Source organism: Flagellimonas baculiformis (assembly GCF_033441575.1).
Classification (GTDB): Bacteria; Bacteroidota; Bacteroidia; order Flavobacteriales; family Flavobacteriaceae; genus Flagellimonas; species Flagellimonas baculiformis.
In genome coordinates, this window is record NZ_JAUZVW010000014.1 from 26701 (window position 1) to 42669 (window position 15969).

The window sequence follows — 15969 nt, forward strand, 5'->3', positions numbered from 1 at the left end:
AGAACAAGGCCAGTTCTCACAAATAAGAATCATGTTTTATTTAATCTTGAAACTCAAATAAACTGTTTATTTCAGTTTGCAATAACATTTAGCAAAAGTATTTCGGTGATTTAGTGGAAACGCCGGACATGGTATACCACACTAACCGGATAAAATTGAGCACCATTAGATCCAAAACAAAAGCTGATTTTCAAACCACTAATGCCATGTATTGGGTGGCTTAAATTTTCCGATTTGGGTGGTATCAACCACCCGGCTCTTTCAGGAAAACGAAGGAGTTGAATATATTTTTAGCCTTCCGGTTGAGGAGAAACTAACCTTTTTGGAATCCATAAGACAACCAAAAAGACAAAACAGCTCCATTTTTCCCGGACCATTTCCCCGATTGGAAGCCACTTAAAACAACCCTGGCCCATACTCCGCTGGACATTACTGTAGGACAGGAGAACCCTCAGTGCAAGGGCAATCCTCTATGTTCATCGCCCCATGAGGACAAACCATTGAGAATCCCCTCAAGAGACTTTCCTTTATCGGAAAGTCCATACTCCACTTTGGGGGGAACCTCCGCATACACCTTTCGCTGGACCAACCCATCCTTTTCCAATTCACGTAATTGTTTGATCAGCATTCGTTCGGTGATGTTGGGGATTTTACTTTTGAGTTCGCCAAATCTCAAAATTCCTAAACCCAACAGGTTATAAAGTATACTGAGTTTCCACCTGCCTCCGATCATGGACATGGTATAGGCCATTCCACAATCAGCTTCCAACTGTACTTTGTTCATGGTGTTTGTGGATGATTGTTTTCTCATACTTACATTTTTGTATGTACCCTACAATTAGTGTATTACTTATATTAAATATATCACAAATTTATTTTTGATAAAAATTTTCAATGATGAGCAAAGTAGCAAATGTAATATACCGCACTATTTTTATGGGTATAAAAAGGGAGGCTCCAATTTCTTGGGCCTTACTTATCGTAAGGTCCGTAGCTGGCTTCGGTATGTTCCTCCATGGAACGGCCAAAATTGGCATGCCCATGACCTGGATGGGTGACTTTATTCCGGGTTGGTTGCAACTTCTGGTGACAATGGTAGAGTTCGGGGGAGGAATTGCATGGGTGTCGGGGTTGGCAACACGACTTGCTTCCCTGGGCATTTCCGTTACGATGTTAGGGGCGATTATCATGGGACATTTGGTCGTGGCCGATCCGTTGTACCGAATCACAGTGACAGGAAACAGTGAGGGACCCGGGGTTCCCTTTCTGGAATTTCCCATGTGGTTTGCCACTGCTGACGGACACAGTAGTTTTGGGTCCGGCTCCGCAGAATTGGCCATTCTTTATTTCATTCTTGGAATCTGTCTCTATTATACGGGGGTGGATCCTTCTCAATCGACCGGTTGCTGAACAAGGATTGGGCAAAGCTACCGTCCGAGTGACCCCATCGAGAAAAAACTGTGAAATTGAAGCCGTGGTGGGCCTTTTTGTCCATTGGATTCCAAGAAGTCCCCACAAAACATGTAATAGCGGTCCATAAGCCGCTATTGCACTTTAGTGGGCAAACCCTCTACCTATCCCCAACCCAATGTGGATAAATAGGCATCTTTTCAGAAATGGCATTGAGTTCGTTTAAAAGACCCTCTGAAAGGTTCCATCCCACGGAATCCATATTTGAGATGAGTTGCTTTTCATTTCTTGCCCCTATTACAATATTGGACACCGTCTTGTTTTGTAACAACCAATTGATGGCCACTTGCGGGATTGTTTTATCCATTTCCTTCCCGATCCGTTCCAAGGTTTCAACAACATCATATAGAAATTCATCATCGACAGGTGGCGAACCGACCGCTCCTCCTGACCTAATACGCCCGGATTTGGGTTCCTTCCCTCTTTTGATCTTTCCGGTCAATCTTCCCCAACCCAAGGGGCTCCATACCATCAATCCCATATTTTGGTCCTCCAATAATGGCATAAGTTCCTGTTCATAATCCCTTCCTATAAGTGAATAATAGCCTTGGTAGATGACATATTTTTCCCAATGGTTCTTTTCGGATATGGACAGCGATTTCATGAGCTGCCAAGCCGCAAAATTGGAGCAACCGACATATCGTACCTTCCCGCTTTTGACCATATCGTCAAGGGACCTCAATGTTTCCTCAATAGGGGTGTTTTTATCAAAACCGTGCATTAGATACAGGTCGATATAATCTGTGTCCAACCTTTTCAGACTGTCTTCAAGGGCACTCATCAAATGGTACCGGGACGATCCCTTTTCATTGGGTTGTTCACCCATTTGGAACGTTGCTTTGGTAGAAATGATGCTTTTGTGCCTTTTCCCTTTTAGTGCTTTGCCCAAAACGATTTCCGAATCACCAAGGGAATAGACATTGGCAGTGTCAAAAAAGTTGATGCCTCTATCAAAGCAAATATCGATGAGTCGTGTAGCTTCCTCTGCATCGGTTTGCCCCCAACGCTGAAAAAATTCGTTGGTCCCGCCAAATGTGCCGGTTCCAAAACTCAATACGGGTACTTTCAATCCTGAATTCCCTAAATTTCTGTATTCCATTACTATCTATTTTTATGTTGATATTGATTTTCTCTTTGTATACTTATGATTGCCATTACGATTGCGATCAGTGAAAAAACCGCACTCATCAAAGTAATTGACAATAGACCCGATGATCTTGAAATGAGCAGCCCCCCAAGGGACGACCCCAATGCTATTCCTACATTAAAAGCCGAAATATTCAAGACCGAAGCAACATTTTCGGTTCCGGTGAGGTATTTTTCTGAAAGTTGAATCACGTACAATTGCATGCCGGGAACGGTCCCAAATCCTATGAAACCCATCGTTGCGACCAAAATGAGTGCAGTGGTCCTATACGGTAACAGTGGGTACATGAGCCCAAAGGCGATGGATAGTACGGTGAACAAATAAATCAGGGTCCTGGCGGGCTTCTCATTGGAAAGCTTTCCGCCCATTAGGTTTCCAAAGGCAACGGCTACACCATAGAGCAATAGGATCAGTGTGATCTGGTTTTCGGTGAACCCTGAAATTTTTTCCAATAGCGGGGGTAAAAATGTGAACGTTCCGAACAGCGCGGCAAATGAAAATAACGTAAGTGAGAAACCTAAGAGCATTGACTTGTTTCTCAAAACCTTGAACTGGTCCCTGAGTCCAATTGGTGTTCCTTTTTCTATGTTTTTGGGCAGCCAAAGTTGATTGGCCAACAGGCAAAGAAACCCTATGCCGGCAATGCCGCCAAAGGTAAAACGCCACCCCAATTGCTGACCGATATACGTGCCGAGCGGAACACCGGTCACCATGGCAACGGTCAAGCCCGTGAACATAATTGCAATTGCCGTCGCTCTTTTTTCTTTGGAAACCATACTACTGGCAATATTTGCACCAATGCCGACAAAAACGCCGTGAGCAATTCCGGACAAGACCCTTGCAATGAGCAATAGGCTGAAGTCGGATGAAACCGAAGCCAGGCCATTGCTGACCACAAAGAGTAATATAATGTTGAGCAGCAATTTTTTACGATCGACCTTATTGGTGAAAGTCGCTACAATTGGCCCGCCAATGGCCACACCCATGGCGTAGGAAGTCACTAACCATCCGGTGGAGGCGATACTAATGGAAAACTCCTTGGCGATGGTAGGCAAGAGACCGATCATAACAACTTCGGTAGTTCCAATGGCAAATACGCTTACAGCCAAAGCCCAAATGGCAATGGGCATACGATTTTGTTCGAAAGTTAAAATGGTGTTGTTTTTCATTGGGACAAAGTTCCGAGGGGCATTTTTTGCCCCACAGGACATTTGTCAAAGATTTGGTGTGAGGAATGTCACATCATTGGAGCTCGATTTTGGTCAATCGACTCAACGTTTCCCGGGTAACCCCCAAGTAAGATGCGATCATTGACTTGGGCACACGTTGCATCAAACCAGGATATAACGTGATGAGGTTGTGGTATCGGTCATTGGCATTACTGCTTAAAAAACAGAGGATGCGTTTTTGTAAAGCGATATAGCCATTGGTGGTTTTTTTGAGGAAAAAAGTCTGCATTTTGGGCAACTCGGTAATCAACTTTTCTTTATTGTCCAAAGTCAGGGCAAGTGCTTCGGTATCTTCAAGACAATCCACGAGCAAGGTCGCTTTGGTTTTATGGTGAAACGCCTCAGAATCCGTAATCCACCAATTCTCCATGCCAAACTGTAAAATATGCTCTTTGCCGTCATCATCCAGTTTGGTAACGCGCATCAATCCTTTCAGTACAAAGAAATCAAATGGGGCATAATCGCCCTCATGTAAAACAATTTGATGTTTCTTGAACGTTTTCTTTTGAAAATGTTCCAATACAAATTTAAATTCATCATCGGTCAACTGTACTATTTCCTCTATTTGTTTTCTTAATGGATGTTCGTTCATTTATATCATTTGCGTTTTCTTGCATGACGCAAGGTCCAGACCTATACGTAGCCTTGTTCACCTGAGGGTTGATTTTAAAGGTATTTAAATATACGAAGTACGGTGAGAATGAGGACGGGTTACATTTTGGTCGTTTATGGTTGAGGTTGCCTTTCGTCTATAACGTGCCCATGATTGAATTTTGAGCCACCACGCACTACTTAAAGTGATTTAATTTTTTTCGGGATTGACATACGATTCATATCGGATGGGATTTTACACTTTTATCTACAGTTACGGTTCTTTTAAAAAAGTACTATTTCATCTATCAATTGCTTCCTTCCCGTTCATCCCTGTCCAATAAAACATATTGGGTTCCTTTGATGGTTTTGATTCTTTTTGTCTCGGTGTTCCTGAAATTTCCCTTCGAGGCTTTCCCATAGCATCTGTTGTTCCCCAGGTTCAAAAAAGGCCACTGCCACCCCGAGGGAAATGGTCATCTCCCCATTACGGACAAATATCTTGAATCCCTCGATCAATCCGGCCAATTTGATGCGCTGCCGGACATAGTTTTCGGATCACCCCAAACGCTTGGCAATCTCACCGGGTTGGTAACGGTCCAACAGAAACTGGATGGCCTCGGCCTCTGTGGGTTCCACATCCTTTCGTTGGAGGTTCTCAATGATCTGGAACTCTAGGATTTCAGTATCCCTATAGTCCCTGACCATCACTGGGATAGTCGTCAATCCTACCAACTTACTGGCCCGAAACCACCTTTCACCCATTAGAATCGCATAACCGTCATCGGATTTTCGAACCGTGATCGGCTGCAACACCCCATGTGCTGCAATGCTCTGTGCCAAATGAATCAGACTTTGTTCATCAAAGGTTTTTAGGGGTTGCCCAGGATCTGGGAAAACCGAACCGATTTCCAACATCTGGATCTGTGGAACTGAATCCTGTTCCTTCTGCGATGTGAGTCGCTTTGGTTTTGAAGATTGCTTGGTGTTTCCTTTGCGTGTGCTCTTTGTTTTGTTTGTGTTTCCATGATTTTTGGATTTTGGTTAAATAATATTTGAGCGTTCACCAAGCGGAAGACAAAATTTTGGAGTGGCAAGGAAACGGAATACCTGAATTTTATTTGGTTTTTAATAGAGCATATATACAGTGATCCATGGAACGGCTTTATGCCATCCCTTGTCCGAGGAAATAGTGCGAGCTCAACTTTCGGGACTATTGATGGAATAATTTAACTAATCCGATAATTTGACTTTGGCGAATAGTTATATTAAAATATCATCGTCAATTTCTTTGGCCCAAATCGGCAACAAAATCTGGCAGAAAAGGGGCAGGTGAACAACCGTCTCTAAAAGGTGTTAAAATTTATGCCGAAATGTTAAATTTTGAAAAAGTGTGCAAAAAGTGTGCAGGAAAAATGAATCTAAATAATTTCCGTGAAGACCAAAAACGAAAAAACCCCAGTATTTACTAGGGTTTCGAGTGGTGATCGCGGAAGGATTCGAACCTTCGACCGTCTGCTTAGAAGGCAGATGCTCTATCCAGCTGAGCTACGCGACCGCACTTTTTGCGGGTGCAAAGATACTAATGTGAACCGTTGTAAAAAATATTTTTTTTATTTCTTCCCTTTTTCACCTAAAATGGCTCTTGCCCAACAATTGGACTAGTCAAAGCCAATCTTCTTGATACCTTCGTGGCTGATCTTGATCACTTCCAACGGTTCTTTGTCCCAAGTCATGTCCTGCTCCACAAAATATTTGACCATGCCAGAGGTTTCCTTTTCCCCCAAGATTCTTCCAAAATCGATATGGCCCTCACCCACCGGGGCAAACTTGCCCTCATCGTCCATATCCTTTACATGCCAAGATTTGAACCTCCCTGGATATTTTTCAAAATAGGCTACGGGATCGGCCTCGGCCTTGGTCACCCAATAAAGGTCCATTTGGAAATTCACATATTTGGGGTCGGTGTTCTCCAATAGATAATCGATGGGGACAATGCCATCTTCGTTCTTCTTAAATTCAAAATCGTGGTTGTGGTAGAGTAATTTAAGTCCGGCCGCTTCGCATTTCTTGCCCAGTTCCGTGAGCACATCCGCCAAGTCCTTGACAGTCCCCTTCATCCCCATGGTTCGGGCTTGTGGATCAAAAGTGAACATGCCCATGGGTGGCACAGGAATGGTGAAGTACTCAAATCCGGCCGCTTTTACCGCAGCAATCTGCTCGTCGGCATTCTCCAAGGTCACTGTACCCTGGTGCGTGCTCACTGGTTTGAGTCCCAAACTTTCCAAGTAAGCCCTAAAATCTTCTGGAGTCATGCCGTAGAACTTTCCATCGTTGTAGCCTGCAGCTTCGACATAGGCATATCCTGCGTCCTCGACCTTTTCCAAAGTTGCTTTCGGGTCCTTCCCCATATGGTCCCTGACCGTGTAGAGGGCCAGCCCGCCAAAATTGTCCTGAGCCTGCATTGAAGTTGCCAAAGCGCCCAGCATCAAGACTGTAAGGGCTTTTTTCCCGTTGTTCATTATAAAATTGTGCATACTGTTTGTTTTAGTTGAAAATGTGTCTCACAAGATACCGATTTCTTGAAATATGACAGTACGGATTTTAGCATAAAAAAATCCGTTGGATATGATATCGCAACGGATTTGATATATAATTGCAGCAAAAGCTATACCTCTTTCAATTTAAGGGAAAGTTGCACCTTGATCTTATCGTCCACTTTGATCATGCCCAGAACCTTTCGGGGCGGTTCCAAGCCAAAATCGCTCAAAAGAAGGTCCAAGGTACCGTTCACACAAATATCCCCTGCTTGGACACAGCTCAGTGTGGTCTCATATTTTCGGGCCACCCCGGCAATGATGATTTCCATACCCACTCCGATTTTCTGCCCATCGGACTCTGGTGGGTCCACATGGAGCAACCTAAGTTCCACTTGGGGATGCTGCTCGGTCTTCAACAGTTCCCTGAAATCCTTGTTGATGGCCCTTCCTCCGCAATCAAAGCAATCGTTTGCCAATTTGAGCTTGGCGTTCTTGAACTGGATCTGTTCCACTTTTTCGTTATAGGTCAACTGGACGGGTACTTCGAGTTCCTGAACATTGTACCTGCACGTGAAGCCATTGACATTGGTGGTACCGATGATCACCACTTCACTTTCAGGGGCCACCCATACCCGTGTTTCCCTTTCTGGAACGGAAAAGAAAGTTCCAAGGAAAAGAAGGGTCATGGCGGATATGCTCTTGACGTTATGGATCACTAAGGGTATCATGGTATCTAAGGTATTGATTTTTATAGCTTCAATCAAGGTCTGGGACCTGGGTCCCAGACCTTTTCACCTAAAATCAAGAGTGTTCTAGAAACTGATGACAGCTTCCAACAGAACTCCTTTAAATTCACCTTCACTGAAAATGCTTGCTGGGTCAAAACCGTCATACTGTTGGTTGACGTACTCAATCTTGGCAAGGATGTTCTTGGTCAAGAAAACACCACCTCCTAATTGGAATCTGTCAATGGTGATGTCCTCCCCAGCAGCGGTGTCTGCATTTACCGTATTGTATCGGGTTCCTAGATAGAAGTTTTCTGTTTTACCAAATCGGTATATGAGCTCTCCTGCCAATTGGGTAGCTGTCCTGTCATCAGCCTCTGCATCTGCCTTGCCCTTGGCCTGTTCAAAAGTCCCGAAGAACTCCAATCCCTTATATTTCAGGAAGGGGTTGATCATGAAGGCAGTGATCTCATTGGTCATCCCTGGGTCATATCTACCAGAACGGAAATTGCTGGATGTAGTGGCCTCGGTATTCTCCATGACCAGATAGTATCGGGAACCACTTCGGTCTGCACTGTATAGATAAACCCTTCCAGATTTACCGGTACTGTACATAGATCCTGTCAAACGGAACCTAAAGTCATCTGTCAACTGTTTATCATAACCCAATTTGGCCAAGATGGAGGCCCCTGTGGTGCCAGGATTGTTCACTGCCTGGTTCAATTTACCATTGGACAATCCAAACATCCCGATGAAACCATTTTTCCTGAAATAGACCTCGCCACCTACCTCTGTGGTAAAGGCATCCATGATCAAGTTGCCCACAAACGGGTTGTGCATGGCCTGTGCGTTATCGGTCCTCCTAAAGTGTGCGTCACCATAGTTGTTTTCCATGTGGCCCACTTTCACGGTCACATATTTCATGGCCTCTTCCAACAGTCCGGGGCTGATGAAGTCCAAGTTGTCCACTTGAAAATACCCGCCCTTCACATAAGGTTCGGGGTGGTGTCTGGAGGACAGGTAGGTCCTTAAGTGCATACGGACGCCTTTGGCCAAGGCCACATCAAGATCCAAGTTGGCGGTTGCCAAGTTGAAGTTGTCCCCTATCTCGATGAGTTCCACGGCTCCAGAGTTTTCATGATCCACTGCTTGGAATTGCAAGGTGGATGAACCTCCTACCCTTACCTTGACCCCATCGAAGGTCAGTGCGGTGTCTTTAGGACTTTCAAAAACGTTGACCCCATTTTTGTCGGGCTGTCTGAAGTTGTCCAAATTTCGGTTTTGGGAATGCCCCCATAGGCCTACCATAAGTGTTATGGCCAATGCCCCATATGTTATGTGTTTTTTCATGGTGATGGATTTTAGTTGAGTACTTTTTTTGTTTATCTATTTATTTTTTCCAAATGGTGTTATAATGAATTTCAATTTCATCGCCTGTTTTGATGGTCCCCATCAAAGCTTTGGGCGGTTCTATGCCAAAATCAGTCATTTTCAGTCCCTTTTTGCCTTCCAAAATGGCCTGATCGCCATTTACCGTTAGATCAAAGGGCAACTCTATTTTGTTTGTCTTGCCAGCGATGGTCAAGTTCCCATTGGCCACTACCTTGTATTTGTTCGAGGAAGAGGTCACAGGTGAAATCTCTTTGATACTGGAAAGTTGAAAAACAATCTGTTTGTGGCTGTCCGTGTTCAAGGCCTTGTAGGTGTTCTTGTCCATGGCGCCCTTTCCACTTTTTAGACTTTCCGCTTCAACGACAAACTTTAGGACAGTGATCTTGGGCAGTTCCGCTGAGTTGTCCATGTCAAGCGTGCCTGACTTTTGCTCAGCGATTTCCTCCCAATCGTGCAGGGTGGAAGTTCCTGTGACCGTAAGTTTGCCCTCTCCGTTGCTGAGCTTGAAATTTTGTGCGGAAAGTGTTACGGATAACAGCCCCATTGTCATTGCCAGAATGACAACTTTTATGGATGACTGATTTTTTTTGATATACATTCTCATTGCTTCTTGGTTTTGATAGGACAAAGTTCATATACAGGCCATTCTTAAAAGATGATAATTGTCAGGTTTTTCCTAAAACCCTATTTTCCTTTGGAAAAGCTTCTTTTTTTTAGGGCCTTCACATCTCTACGGGAAGAAGAATTGGACTGGACTGGAAAGGCAATTCAACTGCAATTTCTTTGGAAAAGATAGCGGGTCACGTCGTGCTGAAAATACTTTCTTCTTACATTTGGAATTCCAGTTCCCCATGGGAAAAACGTTCCGCTAACCCTTAAACCTAGCTTATATGCACTTACCTATGCTACAGGACTTTTTGATCTTGCTTGGACTATCCATGGTGGTGGTATTTGTTCTGCAACGCTTGAAATTGCCCTCCATTTTGGGTTTTCTCGTCACTGGAATCTTGATAGGTCCGTATGGGTTTGGTCTTTTGCACGAATCCGAACAGATTGAGGCCGTTTCTGAAATCGGGGTCATCCTGTTACTGTTCGTGATCGGGATGGAGCTCTCCATCAAACAGTTGATGTCCATAAAGAATACAGTCTTCATTGGAGGTTCCCTGCAGGTCGGACTGACGGTATTGGTATCGGGATTGATCTATTATCTATTGGGCTATGCATGGAACGAGGCCCTTTTTGTGGGGTTTCTTTTTTCGCTGTCCAGTACCGCTATCGTGCTGAAAGTTATGCAGGATCGCAACGAAATGTCATCCCCTCATGGGCGCAATGCACTGGCCATCTTGATTTTTCAGGATATCATTGTGGTTCCCATGATGCTCTTCACCCCGATCATTGCGGGGCAGTCGGGCAATGTGACGAACAGTATATTGATGTTGCTGCTCAAAACAGCCATAGTTCTGGGAATTACGGTCATCAGTGCCCGTTATCTGGTACCAAAACTGATGCATTTGGTGGCAAAGACCAAGAGCAAGGAGCTTTTTTTGATCACTACCATCACCATTTGTTTTGCCGTGGCCTTCCTGACTTCGGAAGCGGGGTTGTCCTTGGCTTTGGGTGCCTTTTTGGCTGGATTGATCATTTCCGAATCCGAATACAGCCATCAGGCCACCAGTATCATATTGCCCTTTAGGGAGCTCTTCACCAGTTTCTTTTTTATATCGGTGGGCATGCTCTTGGATCTTACCTTTTTTGGAAAGCATGTAGGGGTCATTTTGCTCATCGTGTTCGGGGTCTTCCTCATCAAATCGCTGATTGCTGCCCTGTCCATAGCCGTGCTCAAATATCCGGCAAGGACATTTTTGTTGACGGGTCTTGCGCTTTTCCAAGTCGGGGAATTTGCCTTTATCCTTTCAAAAGTAGGAATACAATATGGGCTGCTCAATGCGGAGACCAACCAATATTTCTTGGCCGTTTCCATCATTTCGATGTTCCTGACGCCGTTCGTAATCATTTTCTCAGAGAACATTGCCTTCGGCATGATGAAACTGGGGCCCATCAAAGCGGTGGATAAAATGCTCATGGCCTCGGAAAAAACGGAAAAATCCGAGGAATTGAAGAACCATTTGGTCATTATCGGTTACGGAATCAATGGAAGCAATCTTGCCAAAGCTGCCGAGTTCAGCAACATACCCTATGTGGTCGTGGAACTCAACGCCGATGTTGTGAAGAGGGAGAAACAAAACAACGTGCCCATCCATTTTGGGGATGCCACCCAAGACCATATTCTGGAGTTTGCGCACATTTCCAAGGCCCGTGTGGTGGTCATCGCCATTTCCGACCCCATTGCCACCAAGGCCATCATCAAGAACATCCGGAGCATCAGCCGCTCCATCCATATCATCGTCAGGACCCGGTATGTAAAAGAAATCACTGAACTGATCGCCATGGGTGCCGACGATGTGATCCCTGAGGAATTTGAAACTTCCATCGAGATATTTTCCAGGACCTTGCACAATTTTCTGGTCCCAGAAGATGACATCGAACATTTGGTGAACACTGCCCGATTGGATAATTATGGACTGTTCCAGAACAAAAAAGGCACTCCTCGAACATTCAGGCCTACCGAGTTCCCCGATTTCAACATTTCCTGCGTGCGGGTCAACACCGACGACAGGGACATTGTGGGCAAGGAACTCAAGGACCTGAACCTAAGGAATGCCTATGGCATCAATATTTTGGGTATTTCCAGAAAAAATGAATTGTACAGTGCCATAAAGCCCACGGACAAAATTTATCAGGATGACCTGCTCTTTGTGAGCGGGGACCAAATGGGCATCGACCAATTCCGGAAAAGTATTGATTAAAGGATTCTTTATAACAAGCTGTATGTGAAGGTAATCTCAACTGGTTTGACCAACCCGTCAACATCCCTGACATCGAAGTCATTGGTGAATGAGAATTCAGTTCCATTGACATTGAATTCTATATCGGTGTTCTGCAAAGTACATCCACTTACCAAGTTCAAATCCGCTGAAGCTAGTTTCCACGTGCCCTCCAATGCTACCTTATTCTGGCAATCATCTGCATTTTGTCCCTGTTCATATTCATACGTCCTGTTCGAATTGAAAGTGTAAACAGCGTCTCTTTGGCACTCCGAATATTGGGCGTAAAAATCAGTACTTGGATTATCCTCGTCATCATCGGTTAGGTCGATTTCCTCATCGGCGGTAATTGCTGACAGTACCCAAGTTCCTACCAGCACTTCTTCCCCAGTGGTCAGTTCCCCTGTAAAATCCTCTGGACAATCCACATCATTATCTGAATTGCATGAGGAAATGATTCCGGCCATCAAAACCCATACACCAATCATAAAAGCATTTCTTTTCATAAACATTTTAAATTTTATAGTTTACAGATTGATGGGAAAAAGGCCATTTGGTTGCATCATTTTCTAAAATATTTTACCGTATACCCTAAAATAGGCCCGTCAGGTTCCAAAAATCATCCTTCCACATAAGCTTTGAAATTGTTGATGATGGCCTGCCATCCCTCTTTTTGCATTTCCAATGGATTCTGATCTTCTGGGTCAAAAACAGTGGTCACCACGGTACCTTTTCCCAAATTTTCAAAGGTGGTAGTGGCCTGTCTGCCATCCATCATGGTATAGGTGATTTTCTCTTCATGGGCGACCTCATCGTAAATGGCCTCAAAATCGAACCCGAAACTACCGTCCTTGGCTTCCATGCGTGCCATATATTTACCTCCCACCCTGAGGTCGTTCTCTGCCCTTGGGCAACACCAGCTGTCCGCAGCAAAGTTCCATTGGGTGATGTGTTCGGGATTGTGCCAGCATTCCCACACCCGTTCTTTGTCCTTGTTTATGGTTGCCTGTACAGTGATCTTTCCTGTTTCCATTTTATACATATTGTGGGTTAAAGTTCACCATCCATTTCACACCGAACTTATCGGTGAAACTGCCAAAATAATCACCCCAAAACTGGTCCTCCATGGGCATTTCCACCTCACCGCCCTTGGACAGCCCATTGAAAATCCGATCGGCTTCCTCCCTACTTTCGGGATGTAGGGAAATGTATGCACTGTTCCCTTGGTTCAAGGTATGACCCATGGACGGAAGGATATCCGATGCCATCAGAATCACATCCTTTCCAATCGGGAGACTGATGTGCATGACACGGTTTTTCTCATCAGCACCAAGGTTTTCCATACCAGGCGCGGTATCCATTTTTAAATTGGCAGTGAACTCGCCGCCAAAAACCGACTTATAAAAGTTGAATGCTTCTTCCGCGTTGCCATCAAAATTCAAATAGGGATTTACTTTCATTTTTCTTGTTTTTAGTTATGGATTATGTTGAATCTTTATTGAATTATCGATTTGTATTTATGCCTGTTCTCGTACATGATCCATCCGAGGATGATGGCCAGCACCAGCGCAATGGCAAAGCCGCTCATGTCCACAACCGTATTGGCCAGCAGGATGCCCACCATGACCGGGAGAATGATCAAAGCACCCAAAGCCCTTGTTCTGGGTATGATGATCAAGATGCCTCCAATGATTTCCGCCAAGCCCACCAAGGGCATGAGCCATGAAATTTCCATCAGTGCCTGAAAATCCTTCAACAGGGCCTCTGGCATTTCTTCTGGAGGTGGCATGTAGTTCAAAAATTTGTTGAGACCCGCATTGATGAACATCAGTCCGAAGAGCAGGGCCAAAATGAAGAGAATCTTGTTTTTCATAGGAGTTGATTGTCTGTTTCTATAGATGATAAAATTAAGTGAAGCATCCATGCGGAAAAAGTATAAACCCGACAGTTTTGGAGGGCATCTCCGCCAAAATCGTATTGATTGAAGGCGGCGAGGAGTTTGTCCATATCCAATTTCTTCATCTTCCAAAGGGCTTCCATCATTTGTTTTACACGATGGGGTTCATCCCGATTGAGTGCTTTTCAGATTGTACTAGGATTTGTCATCTTCCAGTTGTTGCTGGTACCTATGGGCCGTCATCCGTTTGATGAGTTCCATGGGCAATGGTCGATCGTGGGGAAATTGCACCGAGCCTTTTCCCTGTTTGTACCCGGTCAACTCTTTGGCAAAGTGCTCATGGGTATTGGGGATGGCATAGAATCCTATGTGTTTTTCATACGCTGCATAATAGACAAGGACACCTTTGAGTTTCAGGGCCGGCATGTTATAACTGATCACTTCGCTGGCCAATGGGGCCACGGCTTTCAGTTCTTGGCGGATGGTGTTCATCCGTTCCAGGGCCACTTTCGGGACCTCTTTGAAATAATCATCTACACTAGTGAATTTTTTGCCTTTCATATCCTTGAAATCAATTGTTGTTCTTTTTACAGTGGAATAGCCACTCGTTGCCATATTTGTCCACCAATCCACCAAAAAGGTCACCCCAATGGGTCCTGCCCAGCGGATGTGCACTTACACTCTCCCTTTTGAGCCTTTGGTAATATTCCTGGAGTTGTTCTTCGTCGGAAGCCCCTAAAAGAATGGATATGGAATTGCCCCTGACCAATTTCTTATCGACCATATCCGTGCCCATCAATAGCATTCCATCCTTTTCAAGGGCAGCCTGTACCACATAATCCTTCATAGTATCCGGGAATATTTTGGAGGTCGGGGTATCCTGCAAAGTCTGTAGTTTCAACTCGCCCCCCAGACATTCCTGATAAAACTCCATGGCTTCCCTGCAATTTCCATTAAAGGTAAGATATGTAATGATCTGGCTCATTCTTTCACTGATTTTCAACACAACAAAGATGAAAATGATAAAAAGAAACCTTGGGGTGCAAAAACGTCTGTTTCAAGGGTTGATTCCGCCAAAGGTTTTCACTACTTTTGGTACATGAAGACCATACACATCCTAATTCCCAAAACTGCGGTCGCCTCTGGGGTCACGGCCGCCCGATACCTGTTCACGACGGCCAACCAATTTCTGCAGGCCTCCGGTAAGGAGCCCTTGTTCAAAGTGAAAATGGTGGGCTCCGACCGTGAGATACGGATACAGGATGGGGTATATTCCATAACCACCGACCTTCTTTTGGATGACGCCGGGCCAGCCGATTTGGTGATCATTCCCCCTATTTTTGGTGATATGGAAACGGCTCTGGCACTGAACGAAGACGCGATTCCTTGGATCACAAAACAACGGGAGATGGGTGCCGAAATGGCCTCCTTGTGCATTGGGGCATTTCTTTTGGCCTCCACAGGGATGCTGAACGGCAAAAAATGTTCCACCCATTGGGCCTTTTACAATGAATTCAAGGAAATGTTCCCCGAAGTTGAAGTGGTCGACGGCGGGGTCATCACCGAGGAAAATGGCATCTATTCCAGTGGTGGTGCCAACTCCATATGGAACCTCTTGCTCTATCTTTTGGAAAAATATACGGACAGGGACATGGCCATACTGGCCTCCAAGTATTTTGCCATCGACATCGATCGGGACAGCCAAGCTGCCTTTATGATGTTCACTGGGCAAAAGGACCACAATGACGAGCAGGTAAAACAGGCCCAGGAATACATTGAAGCAAATTATCATGAAAAAATGACAGTGGACGAGCTTGCCGAAATGGTCGCCGTGAGCCGAAGGAGCTTTGAACGACGTTTCAAACAAGCCACGAACAACACGGTGGTGGAATATCTGCAACGGGTGAAGATAGAGGCTGCCAAACGCAGTTTTGAGTCCACCCGAAAAAATATCACCGAGGTGATGTTCGATGTGGGCTATACCGATTCCAAGGCCTTTCGGAACGTGTTCAAAAAAATTACGGGGCTCACGCCCATTGAATACCGGAACAAGTACAATAAGGACATGACCGCTGCCGCTTGACCCAGACCAT

Annotated in this window: 18 protein-coding genes and 1 tRNA gene; 3 read left to right on the top strand and 16 right to left on the bottom strand. The window is 44.9% G+C overall.

Going from position 1 to position 15969, the window contains the following annotated elements; translation table 11 throughout:
• Positions 1 to 451: 451 nt before the first annotated feature.
• Positions 452 to 811 carry a winged helix-turn-helix transcriptional regulator gene (locus SD450_RS16600; RefSeq protein ID WP_318345564.1) on the bottom strand — a complete coding sequence of 120 codons (360 nt, stop codon included), beginning with the start codon at positions 809 to 811 and terminating at the stop codon, positions 452 to 454.
• A gap of 86 nt (positions 812 to 897) precedes the next feature.
• Here SD450_RS16600 and SD450_RS16605 point away from each other — a divergent pair, with 86 nt between their 5' ends.
• On the top strand, positions 898 to 1410 hold the full coding sequence (locus SD450_RS16605) for a DoxX family protein (protein ID WP_318345565.1): 513 nt from the start codon (positions 898 to 900) through the stop codon (positions 1408 to 1410).
• Positions 1411 to 1570: 160 nt separating this feature from the next.
• Here SD450_RS16605 and SD450_RS16610 read toward each other — a convergent pair whose 3' ends face one another.
• The 9 genes from SD450_RS16610 to SD450_RS16650 form a co-directional block, all read right to left on the bottom strand.
• Positions 1571 to 2569, bottom strand: a complete 999-nt coding sequence (locus SD450_RS16610) for an aldo/keto reductase (protein WP_318345566.1) — start codon at positions 2567 to 2569, stop codon at positions 1571 to 1573.
• 2 nt (positions 2570 to 2571) lie between these two features.
• Complete coding sequence (locus SD450_RS16615) at positions 2572 to 3747, bottom strand: MFS transporter (protein ID WP_318345567.1); 1176 nt, start codon at positions 3745 to 3747, stop codon at positions 2572 to 2574.
• Positions 3748 to 3859: 112 nt separating this feature from the next.
• Entirely contained in the window at positions 3860 to 4438 is a 579-nt protein-coding gene (locus tag SD450_RS16620) for a Crp/Fnr family transcriptional regulator (protein WP_318345568.1), read from the bottom strand.
• A 557-nt stretch (positions 4439 to 4995) separates the two neighbouring features.
• On the bottom strand, positions 4996 to 5355 hold the full coding sequence (locus SD450_RS16625; protein ID WP_318345569.1) for a ParB/RepB/Spo0J family partition protein: 360 nt from the start codon (positions 5353 to 5355) through the stop codon (positions 4996 to 4998).
• A gap of 563 nt (positions 5356 to 5918) precedes the next feature.
• Positions 5919 to 5995: transfer RNA gene (locus SD450_RS16630), tRNA-Arg, on the bottom strand.
• Positions 5996 to 6098: 103 nt separating this feature from the next.
• Entirely contained in the window at positions 6099 to 6926 is an 828-nt protein-coding gene (locus SD450_RS16635) for a sugar phosphate isomerase/epimerase family protein (RefSeq protein ID WP_318345635.1), read from the bottom strand.
• Between the two features lie 179 nt (positions 6927 to 7105).
• On the bottom strand, positions 7106 to 7705 hold the full coding sequence (locus SD450_RS16640; RefSeq protein WP_318345570.1) for a YceI family protein: 600 nt from the start codon (positions 7703 to 7705) through the stop codon (positions 7106 to 7108).
• Positions 7706 to 7789: 84 nt separating this feature from the next.
• A complete protein-coding gene (locus SD450_RS16645; protein WP_318345571.1) occupies positions 7790 to 9052 on the bottom strand; it encodes a hypothetical protein in 1263 nt (420 codons plus the stop codon).
• A gap of 40 nt (positions 9053 to 9092) precedes the next feature.
• Entirely contained in the window at positions 9093 to 9698 is a 606-nt protein-coding gene (locus tag SD450_RS16650; RefSeq protein ID WP_318345572.1) for a YceI family protein, read from the bottom strand.
• A gap of 286 nt (positions 9699 to 9984) precedes the next feature.
• Between SD450_RS16650 and SD450_RS16655 the strand changes: the two genes are divergently transcribed.
• On the top strand, positions 9985 to 11961 hold the full coding sequence (locus tag SD450_RS16655; RefSeq protein WP_318345573.1) for a monovalent cation:proton antiporter-2 (CPA2) family protein: 1977 nt from the start codon (positions 9985 to 9987) through the stop codon (positions 11959 to 11961).
• Positions 11962 to 11969: 8 nt separating this feature from the next.
• Here the strand turns inward: SD450_RS16655 and SD450_RS16660 are convergent, their stop codons facing one another.
• The 6 genes from SD450_RS16660 to SD450_RS16685 all read right to left on the bottom strand — a co-directional run bounded on the left by SD450_RS16660 (position 11970) and on the right by SD450_RS16685 (position 14861).
• Positions 11970 to 12485, bottom strand: coding sequence for a DUF5004 domain-containing protein (locus SD450_RS16660; protein ID WP_318345574.1), 516 nt, complete (start codon positions 12483 to 12485; stop codon positions 11970 to 11972).
• A 113-nt stretch (positions 12486 to 12598) separates the two neighbouring features.
• A complete protein-coding gene (locus SD450_RS16665; RefSeq protein WP_318345575.1) occupies positions 12599 to 13012 on the bottom strand; it encodes an SRPBCC family protein in 414 nt (137 codons plus the stop codon).
• Position 13013: 1 nt separating this feature from the next.
• Entirely contained in the window at positions 13014 to 13439 is a 426-nt protein-coding gene (locus SD450_RS16670) for a VOC family protein (RefSeq protein ID WP_318345576.1), read from the bottom strand.
• A gap of 35 nt (positions 13440 to 13474) precedes the next feature.
• Positions 13475 to 13852: a DoxX family membrane protein gene (locus SD450_RS16675; protein WP_318345577.1), complete on the bottom strand. Its 378-nt coding sequence runs from the start codon at positions 13850 to 13852 to the stop codon at positions 13475 to 13477.
• Between the two features lie 219 nt (positions 13853 to 14071).
• Positions 14072 to 14437: an iron chaperone gene (locus SD450_RS16680; protein WP_318345578.1), complete on the bottom strand. Its 366-nt coding sequence runs from the start codon at positions 14435 to 14437 to the stop codon at positions 14072 to 14074.
• Between the two features lie 10 nt (positions 14438 to 14447).
• Positions 14448 to 14861 (bottom strand): VOC family protein, encoded by a 414-nt coding sequence (locus tag SD450_RS16685; RefSeq protein WP_318345579.1) that lies wholly within the window; start codon positions 14859 to 14861, stop codon positions 14448 to 14450.
• A 114-nt stretch (positions 14862 to 14975) separates the two neighbouring features.
• Here SD450_RS16685 and SD450_RS16690 point away from each other — a divergent pair, with 114 nt between their 5' ends.
• Positions 14976 to 15959, top strand: coding sequence for a GlxA family transcriptional regulator (locus SD450_RS16690; RefSeq protein ID WP_318345580.1), 984 nt, complete (start codon positions 14976 to 14978; stop codon positions 15957 to 15959).
• Positions 15960 to 15969 lie beyond the last annotated feature (10 nt).

Bases quoted from the DNA above. Each gene is read 5' to 3' on its own strand.
- SD450_RS16600 (WP_318345564.1), bottom strand. From the start codon at position 811: ATGAGAAAACAATCATCCACAAACACCATGAACAAAGTACAGTTGGAA.
- SD450_RS16610 (WP_318345566.1), bottom strand. From the start codon at position 2,569: ATGGAATACAGAAATTTAGGGAATTCAGGATTGAAAGTACCCGTATTG.
- SD450_RS16665 (WP_318345575.1), bottom strand. From the start codon at position 13,012: ATGGAAACAGGAAAGATCACTGTACAGGCAACCATAAACAAGGACAAA.
- SD450_RS16645 (WP_318345571.1), bottom strand. From the start codon at position 9,052: ATGAAAAAACACATAACATATGGGGCATTGGCCATAACACTTATGGTA.
- SD450_RS16670 (WP_318345576.1), bottom strand. From the start codon at position 13,439: ATGAAAGTAAATCCCTATTTGAATTTTGATGGCAACGCGGAAGAAGCA.
- SD450_RS16685 (WP_318345579.1), bottom strand. From the start codon at position 14,861: ATGAGCCAGATCATTACATATCTTACCTTTAATGGAAATTGCAGGGAA.
- SD450_RS16635 (WP_318345635.1), bottom strand. From the start codon at position 6,926: ATGCTGGGCGCTTTGGCAACTTCAATGCAGGCTCAGGACAATTTTGGC.
- SD450_RS16640 (WP_318345570.1), bottom strand. From the start codon at position 7,705: ATGATACCCTTAGTGATCCATAACGTCAAGAGCATATCCGCCATGACC.
- SD450_RS16690 (WP_318345580.1), top strand. From the start codon at position 14,976: ATGAAGACCATACACATCCTAATTCCCAAAACTGCGGTCGCCTCTGGG.
- SD450_RS16650 (WP_318345572.1), bottom strand. From the start codon at position 9,698: ATGAGAATGTATATCAAAAAAAATCAGTCATCCATAAAAGTTGTCATT.
- SD450_RS16605 (WP_318345565.1), top strand. From the start codon at position 898: ATGAGCAAAGTAGCAAATGTAATATACCGCACTATTTTTATGGGTATA.
- SD450_RS16675 (WP_318345577.1), bottom strand. From the start codon at position 13,852: ATGAAAAACAAGATTCTCTTCATTTTGGCCCTGCTCTTCGGACTGATG.
- SD450_RS16625 (WP_318345569.1), bottom strand. From the start codon at position 5,355: ATGTTGGAAATCGGTTCGGTTTTCCCAGATCCTGGGCAACCCCTAAAA.
- SD450_RS16660 (WP_318345574.1), bottom strand. From the start codon at position 12,485: ATGAAAAGAAATGCTTTTATGATTGGTGTATGGGTTTTGATGGCCGGA.
- SD450_RS16680 (WP_318345578.1), bottom strand. From the start codon at position 14,437: ATGAAAGGCAAAAAATTCACTAGTGTAGATGATTATTTCAAAGAGGTC.
- SD450_RS16655 (WP_318345573.1), top strand. From the start codon at position 9,985: ATGCACTTACCTATGCTACAGGACTTTTTGATCTTGCTTGGACTATCC.
- SD450_RS16615 (WP_318345567.1), bottom strand. From the start codon at position 3,747: ATGCCCATTGCCATTTGGGCTTTGGCTGTAAGCGTATTTGCCATTGGA.
- SD450_RS16620 (WP_318345568.1), bottom strand. From the start codon at position 4,438: ATGAACGAACATCCATTAAGAAAACAAATAGAGGAAATAGTACAGTTG.